The organism is Vibrio sp. 16 (assembly GCF_963681195.1).
Taxonomy (GTDB): Bacteria; Pseudomonadota; Gammaproteobacteria; order Enterobacterales; family Vibrionaceae; genus Vibrio; species Vibrio sinaloensis_D.
Genome location: NZ_OY808997.1, coordinates 464,019 through 480,737 on the forward strand (window position 1 = coordinate 464,019; position 16,719 = coordinate 480,737).

18 protein-coding genes are annotated in these 16,719 nt (G+C 44.9%); 7 read left to right on the forward strand and 11 right to left on the reverse strand.

The genetic code is table 11. The features are described from left to right. Window positions 1–69 precede the first annotated feature (69 nt). Together U9J37_RS02090 and gap are read right to left on the reverse strand one after the other, a co-directional pair. Window positions 70–945 (reverse strand): D-hexose-6-phosphate mutarotase, encoded by an 876-nt coding sequence (locus tag U9J37_RS02090; RefSeq protein WP_005471618.1) that lies wholly within the window; start codon window positions 943–945, stop codon window positions 70–72. 125 nt (window positions 946–1,070) lie between these two features. Next, on the reverse strand, window positions 1,071–2,066 hold the full coding sequence (gap, locus tag U9J37_RS02095; RefSeq protein WP_006878169.1) for a type I glyceraldehyde-3-phosphate dehydrogenase: 996 nt from the start codon (window positions 2,064–2,066) through the stop codon (window positions 1,071–1,073). Window positions 2,067–2,401: 335 nt separating this feature from the next. On the opposite strand from gap, the gene msrB reads away from it, so the two are divergent. Continuing rightward, on the forward strand, window positions 2,402–2,806 hold the full coding sequence (msrB, locus tag U9J37_RS02100; RefSeq protein WP_038192921.1) for a peptide-methionine (R)-S-oxide reductase MsrB: 405 nt from the start codon (window positions 2,402–2,404) through the stop codon (window positions 2,804–2,806). Window positions 2,807–2,845: 39 nt separating this feature from the next. Here the strand turns inward: msrB and U9J37_RS02105 are convergent, their stop codons facing one another. Continuing rightward, window positions 2,846–3,673, reverse strand: coding sequence for a DUF2989 domain-containing protein (locus U9J37_RS02105; RefSeq protein WP_322413862.1), 828 nt, complete (start codon window positions 3,671–3,673; stop codon window positions 2,846–2,848). 105 nt (window positions 3,674–3,778) lie between these two features. On the opposite strand from U9J37_RS02105, the gene U9J37_RS02110 reads away from it, so the two are divergent. Further along, window positions 3,779–4,063, forward strand: coding sequence for a YeaC family protein (locus tag U9J37_RS02110; RefSeq protein WP_038138929.1), 285 nt, complete (start codon window positions 3,779–3,781; stop codon window positions 4,061–4,063). A gap of 36 nt (window positions 4,064–4,099) precedes the next feature. Here the strand turns inward: U9J37_RS02110 and U9J37_RS02115 are convergent, their stop codons facing one another. From U9J37_RS02115 to U9J37_RS02130, 4 genes are all read right to left on the reverse strand, one after another. Next, window positions 4,100–4,594: a YchJ family protein gene (locus tag U9J37_RS02115; protein ID WP_322413863.1), complete on the reverse strand. Its 495-nt coding sequence runs from the start codon at window positions 4,592–4,594 to the stop codon at window positions 4,100–4,102. Between the two features lie 14 nt (window positions 4,595–4,608). Continuing rightward, entirely contained in the window at window positions 4,609–5,823 is a 1,215-nt protein-coding gene (locus tag U9J37_RS02120; RefSeq protein ID WP_322413864.1) for an EAL and HDOD domain-containing protein, read from the reverse strand. Between the two features lie 93 nt (window positions 5,824–5,916). Continuing rightward, window positions 5,917–6,648 (reverse strand): UDP-2,3-diacylglucosamine diphosphatase, encoded by a 732-nt coding sequence (gene lpxH / locus U9J37_RS02125; RefSeq protein WP_038138922.1) that lies wholly within the window; start codon window positions 6,646–6,648, stop codon window positions 5,917–5,919. A 53-nt stretch (window positions 6,649–6,701) separates the two neighbouring features. Next, window positions 6,702–7,196, reverse strand: coding sequence for a peptidylprolyl isomerase (locus U9J37_RS02130; protein ID WP_038138919.1), 495 nt, complete (start codon window positions 7,194–7,196; stop codon window positions 6,702–6,704). Window positions 7,197–7,399: 203 nt separating this feature from the next. Between U9J37_RS02130 and cysS the strand changes: the two genes are divergently transcribed. Together cysS and U9J37_RS02140 are read left to right on the forward strand one after the other, a co-directional pair. Continuing rightward, entirely contained in the window at window positions 7,400–8,782 is a 1,383-nt protein-coding gene (gene cysS, locus U9J37_RS02135; protein WP_038138917.1) for a cysteine--tRNA ligase, read from the forward strand. Between the two features lie 76 nt (window positions 8,783–8,858). Beyond that, window positions 8,859–9,437 (forward strand): thymidine kinase, encoded by a 579-nt coding sequence (locus tag U9J37_RS02140; RefSeq protein WP_038138914.1) that lies wholly within the window; start codon window positions 8,859–8,861, stop codon window positions 9,435–9,437. 265 nt (window positions 9,438–9,702) lie between these two features. Here the strand turns inward: U9J37_RS02140 and infA are convergent, their stop codons facing one another. The 3 genes from infA to aat form a co-directional block, all read right to left on the reverse strand. Further along, window positions 9,703–9,921, reverse strand: a complete 219-nt coding sequence (gene infA / locus U9J37_RS02145; protein WP_001040192.1) for a translation initiation factor IF-1 — start codon at window positions 9,919–9,921, stop codon at window positions 9,703–9,705. An 80-nt stretch (window positions 9,922–10,001) separates the two neighbouring features. Continuing rightward, window positions 10,002–10,700, reverse strand: coding sequence for an arginyltransferase (locus U9J37_RS02150; RefSeq protein ID WP_038192906.1), 699 nt, complete (start codon window positions 10,698–10,700; stop codon window positions 10,002–10,004). Beyond that, the gene (aat, locus tag U9J37_RS02155; protein WP_322414045.1) at window positions 10,690–11,418 is read right to left on the reverse strand and encodes a leucyl/phenylalanyl-tRNA--protein transferase; all 729 of its coding nucleotides are present in this window, start codon (window positions 11,416–11,418) and stop codon (window positions 10,690–10,692) included. The genes U9J37_RS02150 and aat overlap by 11 nt, the downstream gene beginning before the upstream one ends. A 16-nt stretch (window positions 11,419–11,434) precedes the next feature. On the opposite strand from aat, the gene U9J37_RS02160 reads away from it, so the two are divergent. Both U9J37_RS02160 and aroA read left to right on the forward strand, forming a co-directional pair. Beyond that, window positions 11,435–11,890 carry an outer membrane lipoprotein gene (locus U9J37_RS02160; RefSeq protein ID WP_322413871.1) on the forward strand — a complete coding sequence of 152 codons (456 nt, stop codon included), beginning with the start codon at window positions 11,435–11,437 and terminating at the stop codon, window positions 11,888–11,890. Window positions 11,891–12,048: 158 nt separating this feature from the next. Further along, window positions 12,049–13,329: a 3-phosphoshikimate 1-carboxyvinyltransferase gene (gene aroA, locus U9J37_RS02165; protein ID WP_322413872.1), complete on the forward strand. Its 1,281-nt coding sequence runs from the start codon at window positions 12,049–12,051 to the stop codon at window positions 13,327–13,329. A gap of 76 nt (window positions 13,330–13,405) precedes the next feature. Here the strand turns inward: aroA and U9J37_RS02170 are convergent, their stop codons facing one another. After that, entirely contained in the window at window positions 13,406–13,654 is a 249-nt protein-coding gene (locus tag U9J37_RS02170) for a YciN family protein (RefSeq protein WP_038138902.1), read from the reverse strand. Window positions 13,655–14,021: 367 nt separating this feature from the next. Between U9J37_RS02170 and topA the strand changes: the two genes are divergently transcribed. Then, window positions 14,022–16,655 carry a type I DNA topoisomerase gene (gene topA / locus U9J37_RS02175; protein WP_005470465.1) on the forward strand — a complete coding sequence of 878 codons (2,634 nt, stop codon included), beginning with the start codon at window positions 14,022–14,024 and terminating at the stop codon, window positions 16,653–16,655. Window positions 16,656–16,719: the final 64 nt, after the last annotated feature.

Sequence of the window (16,719 nt, forward strand, 5' to 3'; positions counted from 1 at the left end):
GTTACGTCTTGAGAATGAGCTTGGTGGAAAAGAAAGGCAGGTTGTTCGACCTGCCAATCAAGGAAAAGATTATGCTGAGATTTTGGTGAACAGTTGATGACGCTCACCAGGCTGTAAAGTCTTACCTTGCTCGAGACTTGGAGCATGCAGAGTCGATTCCACACATAGGAAGGTTTTATAGCCATCGTCTTGCATGTCCCCCATACTTTCTGCACCTGCCGCCCATGGGTTCCAAAGTACAGCAGAGTTATGACCTTGGTTTTCAACGCTGATTGTACGGGTACCATCAGCAACATTGATTACCGATTCAGGCTTGGTGTATACGCGGTCGATGGTATCAGTCAGGACTAGTTCGTCACCGCCTTGGCAAACTTTATTGTCGAGAAGGCTATCGATGTACTCCGCGCCCATACCTGTGGTTTTAGCTGTTTCAATATCAGCAACGTTTAGGTAGGTATGAAGTGCGCCAGAGAATGTCCAAGGTTGCTCGTCGGTGTTAATGACATCCAGAGTTACTTTTAACTCATCACTGATTTCAACTAATAAGTGAGCTTGGAACTGGTGCGGCCAAACAGATAAAGTGGATTCTGATGTCATCAAACCGAGTTCAATAATCACACCATGTTCATTTTCTCGGTGTTCAAGCAAGGTCCACTCGCTGTTGCGTGCAAAGCCGTGAGCGGGTGCTGCAATGCGTCCAAACCAAGGCCAGCAGACAGGAATACCGCCTCGAAGAGCCGCCTTTCCATCAAAGATTGCTTGTTCGCTCATCCAAATCAGATCTTCTTGACCTTCAGGCTTAAATGAAATGACATGCCCGCCGTGTAAAGCGATACCAGCTGTTGCTTTTTCATGGATGACGCGAACGACTTTAACTTGGTCAACTTCAACGATCGTGACGTTGTCCGATAGTACAGTAAGGGCAGGGAGAATTTTCAAATCCATGTATGTTTCCTATCGCAGGGAGAGCTTAGCTTGAAAGCATGCTCTCAAATTCCAGATACAAAAAAGGCGACTCAAGAGCCGCCTTTTACAAGATTCTGCGCTAAACGCTTATCTTAAAGTAATAATTACTTAGAGATGTGAGCGATTAGGTCTAGAACTTTGTTTGAGTAACCGATTTCGTTGTCGTACCAAGATACAACTTTAACGAAGTTGTCAGTTAGAGCGATACCAGCTTTAGCATCGAACACTGAAGTTTGAACTTCACCGATGAAGTCTTGAGAAACAACTTGGTCTTCAGTGTAGCCTAGAACGCCTTTTAGTTCGCCTTCAGAAGCTTCTTTCATTGCTGCACAGATAGCTTCGTAAGATGCGCCTTTCTCTAGGTTAACTGTTAGGTCAACTACAGAAACGTTAGCTGTTGGTACGCGGAAAGCCATACCAGTTAGTTTGCCGTTTAGTTCTGGAAGAACAACGCCTACAGCTTTAGCAGCACCAGTTGAAGATGGGATGATGTTCTGAGAAGCACCACGACCACCGCGCCAGTCTTTAGCAGAAGGACCGTCTACAGTTTTTTGAGTAGCTGTAGTAGCGTGAACTGTAGTCATAAGACCAGAAACGATACCGAACTTGTCGTTAAGAACTTTAGCAACAGGTGCTAGACAGTTAGTAGTACAAGAAGCGTTAGAAACGATGTCTTGACCTTCGTAAGTAGAGTGGTTAACACCCATTACGAACATTGGAGTCGCGTCTTTAGAAGGACCAGTTAGAACAACTTTCTTAGCGCCAGCTGTGATGTGCTTACGTGCAGTCTCGTCAGTTAGGAAAAGACCAGTTGCTTCAGCTACAACGTCAACACCGATTTCGTCCCACTTAAGGTCTTCTGGGTTGCGCTCAGCTGTAACGCGTACAGTTTTACCGTTAACGATTAGGTTACCGCCTTCAACTTCAACAGTACCGTTGAAACGGCCGTGAGTTGAGTCGTACTTAAGCATGTATGCCATGTAATCTACATCGATAAGATCGTTAATACCTACTACTTCGATGTCTGCGCGCTCTTGCGCTGCACGGAATACGAAACGACCGATACGGCCAAAACCGTTAATACCTACTTTGATAGTCATTATAGTTGCTCCACAACTTAATTTCTGATTAAAGATAACTGGTAGTAAAATTACAGAATCCAGTCAAAATCTGCAACAGATAATCGGACTTAACTTGTTTAAAGTCAAAAAAAAGCGTCGCTTTTTTTCACAATTAGTCGCAAATGGTTATGTTTTGAACGGATTACTGGTTTTTTCCCTAACCAGTTGACGTAAAATAGTTCAGATGTTGACAGCGCTGCTGAAAGTTTAATCATCCTGTTATGGTGTCAAAGTATGTGCTACAAAAGTGATTATTCGCAAGTTTTTCGCGAAAAAAGTCATAACTAAAAATGAGAACATGGAGATCTAATCCAGTGAAACATAAGGTAGAAAAAGTCGTTAAGCCTGATGAATACTGGCGTGAGGCTTTAACAGAAGAGCAATTTCGTGTGTGTAGAGAGCAGGGGACAGAGGCGCCGTTCTCTGGGAAACTGCTCCACAATAAACAGACAGGTGTCTATTCATGTACGTGTTGCCAAGCCCCTCTGTTCCAGTCAGATAACAAATACGACTCAGGGTGTGGGTGGCCAAGCTTTGATGCCCCTATAAATGATAGTGCTATTCGCTATTTAGAAGACTTAAGTCACGGAATGGTGAGAACAGAGATACGCTGCGCAGCATGCGATAGCCACTTAGGTCACGTTTTTCCCGATGGACCGAAGACAACCGGTGAGCGATTCTGTGTAAACTCAGTGTCGTTAATTTTCAACAATTCATAAAAAAGCGGTGATTTAATCACCGCCGTTTGTTTTATCCTTTCAACTGTCTTGTTGGAATCTAGGCACCTGCTCTTTTTTAAAGGTGCCTTGTTCTATCGATTCCTTAAGTTGCTCTGCAATCTGTTCCAACTGTTTGTATTTACCGCTCTCAAAACCATACAAAAGCTGCAGTTCTTGTTCTGTTGCAATAGGAACACCAAAATCACTGGCAACCATTGCCCAAATATAGGCTTCTTCCCGTTGGTTCATTCGGTAGGTAATACTTGCCAATGACTTGAACACCTCATTGTTGATATTCGTTCGGTTGGTCAATTCGAGCGCTCGCAGCAACAATTGACGTGTTTTGAATAGATCACGGCTCGTGTAGAAGGTCGCGAGTGCATATTGCATCTCTGCGGTATCGAGTTGAGGGCTGCCTTCTAGTTGCAAAAATGCGCGTTTTGCTTGGTCACTGCCCATCCGGCTCCATAAAAAGTAGAGCGCATCTGGCGATGAGGACTTTGATAGGTCGTCAGCGATAGTCTCTAGATCGCTACCTGCGTTCACTAGTGCTTGGAATCGTCTTTGTTTGAGTTCTGTTTGGTCGATAGCTTGAATCTGAGAAGCGAGCTCTAAGCACTTTTTATACTCCGCAACCAGTTCATACTCTTTTATTCTGTTAACTGGTGTTGGATTCTTAAGTACTTCGAAGCGATGCCAAATCAAATCAGTTCTTGGTAATCGGCATTGGCCATCGTCCATGTTTAAGCGTTCGCATTTTAGCCCTGGGTTGCTCTCACAAAGTTGTTCTGTATTTTGTCGGCCTTCAAAACAGCCAACCAAGGGAAGGGTTAAAAGGCTGAGTGTAAGAGCATATCGTTTTTTCATAGTTTGGTCGCTTGTGATCCGTTAGACTTATTTGTTGTTCTTTCCTTGACTCAGGAGTGTAGCTCGCTATGTTCACTGCTGTTCGATTTATATTAAGGATACACCATGGACGCAAAGCAGTTAATTGATGCCATCACACCTGAGGCTTATGAGCGTCTACTTTTTGCTGTTGAAACAGGAAAGTGGCCTGAAGGTACGGTATTAACCCAAGAGCAACGAGATTCATGCATGCAGGCAGTGATGATGTATCAGTCAAAGCACAATAGTGATGCTCAGCATATGACAGTGGCTCAAGGTGGGGAAATTAGCTTTAAATCAAAATCAGAATTGAAAAAGCAGTTTCAACCCGAGCAACAAGACATTGTGCGAGTTAATCCCAATAAACAGTAGCGTAAAAAGGCAGGAAGGTTCCTGCCTTTTTAGTTATTAACCGCAGCACTTTTTAAATTTTTTCCCGCTACCACAGAGACATGGATCATTGCGGCCGACTTTAAGGCTAGACACTGTCTGAGATAGACGCTCGTCTTTTGCCTCGTCTGGGAAGGTACCATCTATGTAATACCACTGGCCATTTTCTCGCAGGAAGCGTGAACGCTCTTCCATGCAGTATTCATCACCATCCTGATAAAACCGTGCTTTGAAAGTGACAAAACCTTCATCCTCGTTGTGACCTGGCTCGGTCGATATGACTTCCAAACCTCGCCAGTCCCCGTATACCGATTCTGCTATGTCATCTCGCTGGGATTGCGCATTGCAGCTAGGGTGGTAGGTGTCAACCACGAAGTCGACCAATTGTTTCACGTGAGCAGAGTACCTTGAGCGCATAAGTTGTTCAGGTTGTTGCGCAAGGCTTGAGTCAAGGTGAATAGGCTCGCAGCATTGCGCGTACTCTTGCATGCTGCCACAAGGACATAGAGACATGTTTACTCCAAGTTTTATCGTTGTACGGCGAGAAGTTCAGCGGTCCATTTAACGGACTTCTCGTAACTCTCGCTCAGTGCAGGTTGATCTAATTTTAGCACTGAGCAGTACTGAGAGACGTCATCCCATTGTGCTCTCTCATAAGCACGGATTAGCCCAAGTAGTTTCCCAAGTTCGCCGGCGCCTTCTGTCAATGCGAGTTTGATTGACTCTTCGACGGGAACCTCATTAATGATTTGCTCGATTGGGCGATCAAGTAAGCTATCGAGTAGAGAAAACATCCCCATTAAAAAGGCTTGTCCAGCTTCGAGCTTTGGGCTTAATGAGCGGGAAAGTAATTCGCAATGACGAGCCCGTTGAATTGACAATCCATACAAGTAATCGGGTTTGTGTTCTTGGGTAGAAGCCAGCGCCACCAATGAGATGAACTTGCGAAGCTTGTCTTCTCCTAGGTAAACCAATGCCTGCTTAAACGATTGAATCTTGTTGCTAACAAGTGCAGAAGAGTTGACGTAGGTGAGCAGTTTATAAGACAAGGTGACGTCTGTGCTGATCAGTGATTCGACTTTGGCATAGTTGATCTCTTGATGGGAAATTTCCGTCAACAGTTGTACAACAGTCATAAATGAAGGCTCAAGCGACTTTCTTTGAATCATCTCAGGCTTGCTGAAAAAGTACCCTTGAAAGTAGTCAAAACCCATTTTTTTGGCTCTAGCGAATTCCTCGTGAGTTTCTACTTTTTCAGCCAAGAATTGAATATTGCTGTTTGAGAACCGATCAATAAACAGCTGTGCTTTGTCCAGCGAAATCGCTTGAATATCAAACTTTATGATGGACACAAAAGGCAGAAAAGCCCGCCATTCTTTGGAGGGAACAAAATCGTCGAGTGCGATTTTATAGCCGAGCGCAGCCATCTCTTTGACTGCGTCTAACAAATCGCTCGTAGGTTCACAATCTTCAAGAATCTCAATCACCAAACTGTCTGCAGGGAACAATGTTGGCACCTTATTGATCAAACTTTGATAGGGAAAGTTCACAAACCCAAGTTTGTCGCCCAAGGTAGCGTAATGAGTAGATAGAAAGTGGTCGGAGAGTAATCGACTGGTTGCGTGCTCAGGGTCAATCGCGGGAAATGTGTTTTTGGGTCCATCCCTAAAAAGTAGCTCGTAACCAACCGTTTTTTTGGATTTATCAAGTATAGGTTGTCTTGCAATGTACGAATATTTCAAGGTTTATGCCGCGCTCAATGAATAGGTTTACGACTCGCAACAGATGTTCTGCTGCATAAAAAATATTAGAGCTGATTGAGAAAAATCAATCGTTTAGTCGGTGCTGAACGGTCTAGTTTGAAGTTCGAAGGATTCTTTATCATAGCTCAACACGGAACCTTGAGTGTACCAATCCCCTAATACAATTCTAGTATTTGTCGTACCACTTCTATCAAATGTGTGAACCATAGGGCGGTGAGTATGGCCATGGATCATCAGATCAACACCATGAGCTGCCATTACGCGTGCAACTTCACTTTGAGTCACATCCATGATCTCTAACGATTTGGTTTGCTTGTCATCTTTAATATCAGACTGAACCTTAGACACGATCTTCTTTTTGATGAACATCGGAATGCGATTGAACACCCATTGGAGCCAAGGTTGGTGAACTTTCTCTCGATATTTTAGGTAATTGACATCGCGGGTACATAGTGTGTCACCATGTAAGACAACGGCTTTTCTTCCGTATAAGTCTATCGTCGTTTCATCACCAAGCAGAGTAACACCCGTTTGTTTAGCAAAGCGTTTTCCCACTAGAAAATCGCGATTTCCTTGTGTGAAGAAGACAGGAACGCCGTTCTCTGTGAGCCTCTTAAATTCGTCGCGGATGGTGGAGGCAAAATCGGACTTGTCGTCATCGCCAATCCAAAACTCAAACAAATCGCCCAATACGTAAAGGGCTTCTGCATGAATCGCTTCTTCTCGCATGAATTTGCGGAAACAAGCATTGATCTCAGGAGTAGAAGGGGAAAGGTGTAAGTCGGAGATAAATAGTGTTGTCATGGGTGAGCTTACCTAAAAGAAAAGGAAGAGCGCGAGGCTCTTCCTAACTACCGTTATTCTTCGATAGTTGTGCCTGTGATTAGCACATCTTCTAGAGGTACGTCTTGGTGCATGCCGTATGAACCAGTGCTAACACCTTTAATTTTGTTAACGATGTCCATGCCTTCAACCACTTCACCGAATACACAGTAACCCCAACCGTCTAGGCTTTCGCTACGGAAATCTAGGAATGTGTTGTTGTTTACGTTGATAAAGAACTGAGAACTTGCTGAGTGCGGTTCCATAGTGCGAGCCATTGCTAGCGTGCCCACTTTATTGCTCAGACCGTTATTTGCTTCGTTCTTGATTGGAGCGCGAGTTGCTTTCTCACGAAGGCCAGACTCCATACCGCCACCTTGAATCATGAAACCATCGATAACACGGTGGAAAAGAGTGTTGTCGTAGAAACCATCACGGCAGTACTGTAGGAAGTTCGCGCTTGTTTCTGGTGCTTTCTCTTCGTTTAGCTGAATTTTGATATCACCAAAATTAGTGTGAAGGGTGATCATGACTATGTCCTTTACATATGGTTTTTGATTTGAACCCAAGATTCTATCTTAACTTTTATGACATTAATACGTGAAAAGTGAGGGTTGAGACTTGAGTATCGGTGTTATTGACGGCTTTTTGCGCATTCGAGGGATTACCTTAGCGAAGACTAGTTGATATACTGGCACACTATTTTATTTCACCTAATTATTAGATAGAGATCATGTTAAAGATATACAACACACTCACGAGACAGAAAGAGGAATTCAAACCAATCACTGCCGGTAAAGTAGGCATGTATGTCTGTGGGGTAACCATCTACGATCTCTGTCATATCGGTCATGGTCGCACATTCGTTTCATTTGATGTGGTTTCGCGTTACCTACGTTACTTGGGCTACGATCTTACGTTCGTTCGCAACATTACCGACATCGATGACAAAATCATTAAGCGTGCGAATGAAAATGGTGAGTCATGCGACTCGCTAACCGAGCGTTTAATTGGCGAAATGCACGCTGACTTTGACGCGCTAAACATGAAGCGTCCAGACGTAGAGCCTCGCGCGACGGAGTTCATCGCAGAAATCATCGAGCTGGTTGAAAAGCTGATTGAGCGTGGTTTTGCATACGTTGCAAGCAACGGTGATGTGATGTTTGAAGTGAAGAAGTTTGACGAATACGGCAAGCTATCGAAGCAAGACCTTGACCAGCTTCAAGCGGGTGCACGTGTCGATGTGGAATCGGCGAAGCGCAGCCCGCTAGATTTTGTGCTTTGGAAAATGTCTAAACCAGGAGAGCCTACGTGGGAGTCGCCTTGGGGGGCAGGTCGTCCTGGTTGGCATATTGAGTGTTCAGCCATGAACTCGTCTATTCTGGGCAACCACTTTGACATTCATGGCGGAGGTTCAGACCTTCAGTTCCCGCACCATGAAAATGAGATCGCTCAATCTTGCTGTGCTCATGGTACCGACTACGTGAACACGTGGATGCACAGTGGCATGGTGATGGTCGATCGTGAAAAGATGTCTAAGTCACTTGGTAACTTCTTCACAATTCGTGATGTACTAGGTCATTACGATGCCGAAACGGTGCGCTACTTCCTAATGTCTGGCCACTACCGTAGCCAATTGAACTACAGCGAAGAGAACCTTAACCAAGCCCGCGCTTCTCTAGAACGCCTATATACTTCACTTCGTGGTTTAGATGCATCTGTAGACGCCGCTGGCGGTGAAGAGTATGTGACACGCTTTACGGATGCGATGAATGACGACTTCAATACACCAGAAGCGTATTCAGTCCTGTTCGATATGGCTCGTGAGATCAACCGTCTTAAAACGGAAAACATCACAGCAGCGAGTGCATTGGGTGCATTAATGCGTGAACTCGCTGACGTGATCGGTATTCTCCATCAAGATCCAGAGGCCTTCCTAAAAGGTGATGCAGGCAATGACGATGAAGTGGCTGAAATTGAAGCGCTCATCAAACTGCGTAATGATTCGCGTGCATCAAAAGATTGGGCTAATGCTGATATGGCGCGCGATAAGCTTACTGAAATGGGCATCGTCCTAGAAGATGGCCCAGAAGGCACGACATGGCGTCGTAAGTAAGCGTTAAGCATTTATAAGGGCTGTTCATTCAGCCCTTTTCTTTAGTTTTTTATACATTTCTAAACAGGAAACCCCAGTGGCTCAGATGTACTTCTATTACTCGGCAATGAATGCGGGTAAATCAACCACTCTTCTTCAATCATCATTTAATTACCAAGAGCGCGGTATGACACCAGTCATCTTTACTGCAGCACTTGATGATCGTTACGGAGTTGGAAAAGTTAGCTCTCGAATCGGTTTGCAGTCAGACGCGCAGCTATTTAATGGTGAAACGGATCTTTACAAAGAAATCTCTGCTCTTAACGAAGTCGAAAAACGTCACTGTATTTTAGTAGATGAATGCCAGTTTTTATCGAAAGAGCAGGTGTATCAACTTACGGAAGTGGTGGATAAACTCCATATCCCTGTACTTTGCTACGGCTTAAGGACGGACTTTCTGGGGGAGCTTTTTGAGGGGAGTAAATATCTGCTGTCATGGGCAGACAAACTGGTTGAGCTAAAAACCATTTGCCACTGTGGTCGTAAAGCAAACATGGTTATCCGTACCGACGAGCATGGCGTGGCGATTGCGGAAGGTGATCAAGTTGCGATTGGTGGCAACGATCGTTACGTGTCAGTATGTCGTCAGCACTACAAAGAAGCACTGGGTAAATAGCTTAAGAGTCAGAGGGTGCCTAAGTAGGTATTATTCCACAAGCCGCTAAATCAATATTGCCACCTAGTGATGAGTTATCCGAATTTGGCGCATGCATGTTGCATAATACTTACTCAGAAGCCCAATCATGAACAAGCGGCTTGTAGAAGCAATACCTATTTACTTGGCTGAGAACAGGATAATCATGAGATACAAAAAAGCGAAGCACTAGGCTTCGCTTTTTTGTTGTATTCGACTAATTCTGATTGCACGAGGCAGTCGGAGATTAACGAGCACGGAAGACGATGCGACCTTTAGATAGATCGTATGGAGTCATCTCTACAGTTACTTTGTCACCAGTAAGAATACGGATGTAGTTCTTACGCATTTTACCAGAGATGTGAGCTGTAACTACGTGGCCGTTTTCTAGCTCAACACGGAACATTGTGTTTGGAAGAGTATCAAGGACAGTGCCTTGCATCTCAATTACGTCTTCTTTAGCCATTTAATCCTCTTTTCAAAATGGGCAATTTTTACCAGCGCATAATGCCGCTAAAAATGAATTATGTAAAGTTGGGGCGTATTCTACCCTTGCCAACGCTGATTTACTAGCCTTTGATGGCGTTGAAAGCGGACTTTGTAATTCATCGCTGGGCATTCATCAATTTGATAGCCTAAATAGAGCCACTGTTTGCCTTGCTGCTGACAATATTGAAGCTGGAACAACACGCCTAATGTACCGAGAGAGAGGTCATAGTCGGGGTCAAAGAAGGTATAGAAAGCACTGGCACTATTGGACAAAATGTCGGTCACGGCAACAGCGATCAGCTTTCCATCATCGTAGACGTGCAAGTATTGAGTATTCAACCACGCACAAGCAGAAAATGAGGAAAATTCATTTTTCCTGGGAGGGTACATGGAGCCCGCTTGATGGCGCGCCTCAATGTAACGGGCGTAAAGCTCAAACCAATCCTCATCCATGCTTTCTTTGAGTGTCCATTCAAAGGATTTGGCTTTGTTTAACAGTCGCTTTTGACTCTTTGACATCTGAAAGTCAGGGACAGAAACTCGCAACGCATGACAAGCACTGCAGTTGTCGCAGTGAGGTTTATAAATGGTATCACCACTGCGACGAAATCCGTTGGCAAGCAGAACTTCGTAACTCGAGCCACAATGCATTGATGGATCGAGCGCAACGGCGACGCGCTCTTGTCTGTCGGTTAAATAACTGCATTGATGGCTGTCTGTGAGTCCAATTCGGATCTGTTGTAGATCAGAGCTCATTTATTCCCTCAGTTGGTGACTTTAGCCACTGTTGTTTAAAACAATCTTTCATTACGGGGTGTTGATTAAATGATAGCAGGCTTTGAGCAAATTCTTCTCTTTCAAGTTCAAACGCGCCTAACGATTGAAGGTGTGGATTCATCACCTGGCAATCGATCAATTGACCACCATGCTCTTTGAAGTGTTGGCAGAAAAACCAAAGTGCTATTTTGGACGCGTTGGTTTTTACGCTAAACATCGACTCACCACAAAAGATCTGGCCAATGGATAAACCGTAGAGACCGCCTACTAACTCATCGTTTGACCAAACTTCCACAGAGTGACAATAACCTAAACTGGCAAGGCGTTTATAGGCAGACCGCATATCGGGATTCAGCCAAGTTTCTTCTGGGCTCCTTAGCGCTGCACATTGGTCAATGACTAACTCTGTTGCTCTATTTATACTGACGGAGTAACCGTGTTTACGTTGAAACTTTTTGAGACTTTTGGCGGGTTTGAATGTCTTAGGGTTAAACACCGCTCTTGGCGAGGGACTCCACCATAGGATGGGCTCATTGGGGCCATACCAAGGGAAAATGCCGTTTTGATAAGCAAAGAGAAGCCGCTCAGGGCGGAGGTCGCCTCCGATAGCAAGTAAACCATTGGGGTCGTCCAAGGCATCTTGTGGCGAAGGGAACCAAATCTCATCTGGATCAAGTTCGGTAAGATAGAGCGTCATGAAATAGGGTATGAAAATGAAAAAATTATTGTGGATCATATTGGTTTTTCCGCTAATTGCCAATGCAGCATATCAGCGAAATACGGCTCGTCCGGTTAATGATGTCGTGTTTGGCAAAGTTGAAACAGTCCGTTACATCAGTCAGCAAGATATTGTAAAAGCTCAAGGTTCTGGTTGGGAAACCTTGTTGGGTGCCGTTGTTGGCGGGGTTATCGGCAATCAATTTGGCGATGGACGTGGGAAGGAAGTGGCCACTGCGGTGGGCGCAATAGCTGGTGCGGGTGTTGCTCGAAACCATGCCAACCAAGAGTATCGAATAGAATATAGATTGGTTGAAATTGTGATCAAAACAGAGAAAGGCCAACTCATCGATGTGATTCAAGACGTTGATAATCAGATGTTATTCGAACGAGGGGATGACGTCCGAATTCTCTATTTTGATGAAGGCGTCAGAGTCGATAAAACCTATTGAGCATCTCGTTTTCTATCATGAGCTCGGATGACATAATTATTCAGTGTTAATCCCCGTTTTGGTCTGGTTTTACGTAGGGATTTTAGATAGTCTGCAAGTACGAAGAATTTTTCATCGCCCAGTAAGTAACGCTGGGCGAGCAAGGAATATCAATTTTAATGGAAAGCCTTACGTTACAACCAATCAATAAAGTCTCTGGACAAGTGAACCTGCCTGGTTCAAAAAGTGTATCAAACCGCGCCCTGCTACTGGCCGCTCTTGCTAAAGGTAAGACTCGACTCACCAATCTACTTGATAGTGATGACATTCGTCATATGTTGAACGCACTGACTCAGCTTGGTGTTCACTATCAACTCTCCGAAGATAAGACAGTATGTGAAGTCGAAGGCTTGGGTCAGCCCTTTCAGTCTGCACAAGCGTTAGAGCTTTTCCTTGGTAATGCCGGAACTGCGATGCGCCCTTTGGCTGCAGCGCTATGTCTTGGCCAAGGTGAATACGTATTAACTGGTGAGCCTCGCATGAAGGAGCGCCCGATTGGCCATTTGGTTGATGCCCTGCGTCAAGCGGGTGCAGAAGTTGAGTACCTAGAGAGCGAGAATTTCCCGCCACTTAAAATTCACGGTACGGGACTAAAAGGTGGAACGGTCGAAATCGACGGTTCGATTTCAAGCCAGTTTCTGACAGCATTTTTGATGTCTGCGCCACTCGCGCAAGATGATGTAACGATTAAAATTGTGGGCGATTTAGTCTCGAAGCCGTACATCGATATTACTCTGCACATCATGGCACAGTTTGGTGTTCACGTTGAAAACAACAATTACCAAGAGTTTGTTATCCGCAAAGGACAATCGTATGTAGCGCCAGGGGATTTTTTGGTTGAAGGCGATGCGTCATCTGCATCCTACTTCCTTGCTGCCGCCGCGATTAAAGGTGGGGAAATTAAAGTCACTGGTATCGGCAAAAACAGCATTCAAGGCGATATTCAATTTGCGGATGCGCTAGAGAAAATGGGTGCACAGATCGAATGGGGCGACGACTATGTTATTTCGCGAGTTGGCGAATTGAAAGCCGTTGATATGGATTTCAACCACATTCCCGACGCGGCAATGACGATCGCTACGACGGCTCTATTTGCAAAAGGGACCACGGCAATTCGTAACGTGTATAACTGGCGTGTAAAAGAGACCGATCGTCTGTCTGCAATGGCAACCGAACTACGAAAAGTTGGGGCAGAAGTGGAAGAGGGTGAAGACTACATCATCGTCAATCCGCCAGCGAAGCTCACTCACGCAGCGATCGATACTTATGATGACCACCGTATGGCGATGTGTTTTTCATTGGTTGCATTAAGTGATACGCCAGTGACAATCAACGACCCTAAATGTACGTCAAAAACCTTCCCTGACTACTTTGATAAGTTGGCGGGGTTGAGCTCTTAAGTTTAATCGTTAGATTCGACCGGACATAACAGAAACAAGGGTTGGTACTGAATACCAACCCTTATTCTATTTATCTTCAACCTTCTAAGGTGAATTCTTTTGATAGGTGATGAGCTAAGTATTTAAACATGTTAAATACGGCTGTGGTATTTGGGGTTGGGAGCCCATTGTCATCAAGAAAGTAATTGCCTTTAAAAACCAACACACCGTCTTTTTCTTCTACGCTGTCCGCGCGCATCCCTTCAATGTAGTCGTCGTGTTCTTGGATGATGTGATTCGCAATCATCAGCAGTTCAAACTGCGAGATAACTTTCTTATCGCTCATAGTCGTACTCGTTTGTGATCATGGTTAACACTAAGAAATAATGCGGTGATTCTAAGATTAATCTGTTGGATTGCAAATGGTCTAGATCAAGGGTTTACCGAGCTGCTTGGAATCCCTCGTACGATTGGTTTTGTGACAAGAGGCATAAAAACTATTGAGAAACTAGCATCTAGGATTAACAGACGTTTAGTATGTGGCCCTTTCTAGTCCATCGACTTTCGTCGAATTGTCGAGCAGTTAAAGTTTATTTTTGAAAAAGATATTGATCTTCTTGTAATCTCGCTCAATAGTAAAAAAAGAACTGAAGCATTAAGTATGCCATGCGCTAATGTCGTTTGGCCGTCATTATAGGACACTTGAGTCAATTATGGGTAAGTCACTGGTTATTGTGGAGTCGCCAGCCAAAGCGAAAACCATCAATAAGTATTTAGGTAAAGACTTTATTGTAAAGTCGAGTGTGGGTCACGTACGTGATCTGCCGACCGCTGGCCAAAGCACGGGTCAAAAAGCAGCTGCGGTATCAACCAAAGGCTTAAGTGCTGAAGAAAAAGCGCGAATCAAAAAAGAAAAAGATCGCAAAGCGCTCATCAAAAAAATGGGTATCGACCCTTACCACGGCTGGGAAGCAAACTATCAAGTGCTTCCGGGCAAAGAAAAAGTGGTCGCCGAGTTGCAAAAACTAGCCAAAGACGCTGACAGCGTTTATCTCGCAACCGATTTGGACCGCGAAGGAGAAGCCATCGCTTGGCACCTTCGTGAGATCATCGGTGGCGATGAAGAGCGATACAAGCGCGTGGTGTTCAATGAGATCACCAAAAACGCAATTCAACAAGCTTTTGAAAAACCGGGCGAGTTAAGCATGCCGGGTGTCAATGCTCAGCAAGCGCGCCGTTTTATGGACCGTGTTGTTGGCTTTATGGTCTCTCCTTTGCTTTGGAAAAAAGTAGCGCGCGGTTTGTCTGCAGGTCGTGTTCAATCGGTAGCGGTGAAGTTATTGGTAGAACGTGAACGCGAAATCAAAGCCTTCGTTCCTGAGGAGTTTTGGGACATTCATGCTGATACTAAAACGGCTGACAAAACAGATTTCCGCTTGCAAGTGGCGCAAAAAGACGGCGTTACGTTTAAGCCAGTTAACGAAGCAGAAACCAAGTCGGCAATGTCAGTGCTTGAGAAAGCGGCATACGAAGTCTGTAAACGTGAAGATCGCCCAACGTCTAGTAAGCCATCAGCACCTTACATCACATCGACGCTTCAACAAGCCGCCAGCACGCGTTTAGGCTACGGGGTTAAGAAAACCATGATGTTAGCTCAACGACTCTATGAGGCGGGCTACATCACGTATATGCGTACCGACTCAACTAACTTGAGTTCAGAAGCCGTGGATGCTGTGCGTGGTTTCATTGGCAGCGAGTTTGGTGATGCGTACTTACCCGCTAAGCCGAATGTTTATGGAAGCAAAGAGGGAGCACAAGAAGCGCACGAGGCAATTCGACCTTCTGATGTTTCTGTCAAAGCCGAAGACCTAAATGGTATGGAAGCTGACGCGCACAAACTGTACTCATTAATTTGGAACCAGTTCGTTGCATGTCAAATGACGCCTGCGAAATACGACTCAACAACGGTGAGTGTGAAAGCGGCAGAGTACACCCTTAAAGCCAAAGGACGTATTCTGAAGTTCGATGGTTGGACTCGTGTTCAACGTCCTATGGGCAAAAACGAAGACCAAATCCTTCCAGCGGTTCAAGTTGGCGACAAAATTGATCTGGTCGCACTTGATCCTAAGCAGCACTTTACCAAGCCACCAGCGCGCTTTACTGAAGCAGCACTTGTTAAAGAGCTTGAGAAACGTGGTATCGGTCGACCTTCTACTTACGCTTCTATTATTTCAACGATCCAAGATCGTGGATACGTAAAAGTTGAACAACGCCGTTTCTATGCAGAGAAGATGGGTGAGATTGTGACTGACCGCTTAGACGGCAGTTTTGATGACCTAATGAACTATGAGTTCACTTCACGCATGGAAGAAAAGCTCGACCAGATTGCTGAAGGTGATGCGGACTGGAAGAATGTACTCGATGACTTCTTCGCGGATTTTACTGGCGACTTAGCGAAAGCGGAACTGGATGAAGCAGAAGGCGGTATGAAGCCAAATCATATCGTTTATACCGATATTGAATGCCCGACGTGTTCTCGCCAAATGGGCATTCGTACGGCATCGACCGGTGTGTTCCTAGGCTGTTCTGGATACGCACTCCCACCGAAAGAGCGTTGTAAAACAACGATTAACCTTGGTGATGAAGACGGCATTATCAACGTTCTTGAAGAAGACGTCGAAACCGCTGCCCTTCGTGCGAAAAAACGTTGTCCAATTTGTGAAACGGCAATGGACGCTTACCTGATTGATGACAAGCGTAAACTTCATGTATGTGGTAATAACCCAAATTGTGAAGGCTATGTCGTCGAGCATGGTGAGTACAAAGTAAAAGGTTACGATGGCCCCGTTGTCGAGTGTGACAAATGTGGCAGCGACATGGTGCTGAAAAACGGTCGTTTTGGTAAATACATGGATTGTACGAGTGAAGAGTGTAAAAACACGCGTAAAATCCTAAAGAATGGCGAAGTGGCTCCACCGAAAGAAGATCCAGTGCATCTGCCTGAGTTAGAGTGTGAAAACTCTGATGCTTACTTTGTGTTGCGTGATGGCGCATCGGGCTTGTTCTTAGCCGCTAGCACTTTCCCTAAATCGCGCGAGACTCGAGCACCATTGGTAGAAGAGCTGATTCGATTTAAAGAGCGTATTTCACCTAAGTTCCACTACTTAACTGAAGCGCCAGAGAAAGACCCAGATGGCTTGCCGATGGTTGTGCGCTTTAGCCGTAAAACGAAAGAGAATTATGTTCGCTCTGAAGTAGATGGTAAGCCATCAGGCTACACGGCACTCTACATTGACGGTAAATGGGAAATTACGGATAAGCGTAAAAAGCCAGCTAAGAAAAAGTAACGACTTTTCGATCAAAACAACGAAAGCAGCCAATTGGCTGCTTTTTTAATACGCGTCATATCAC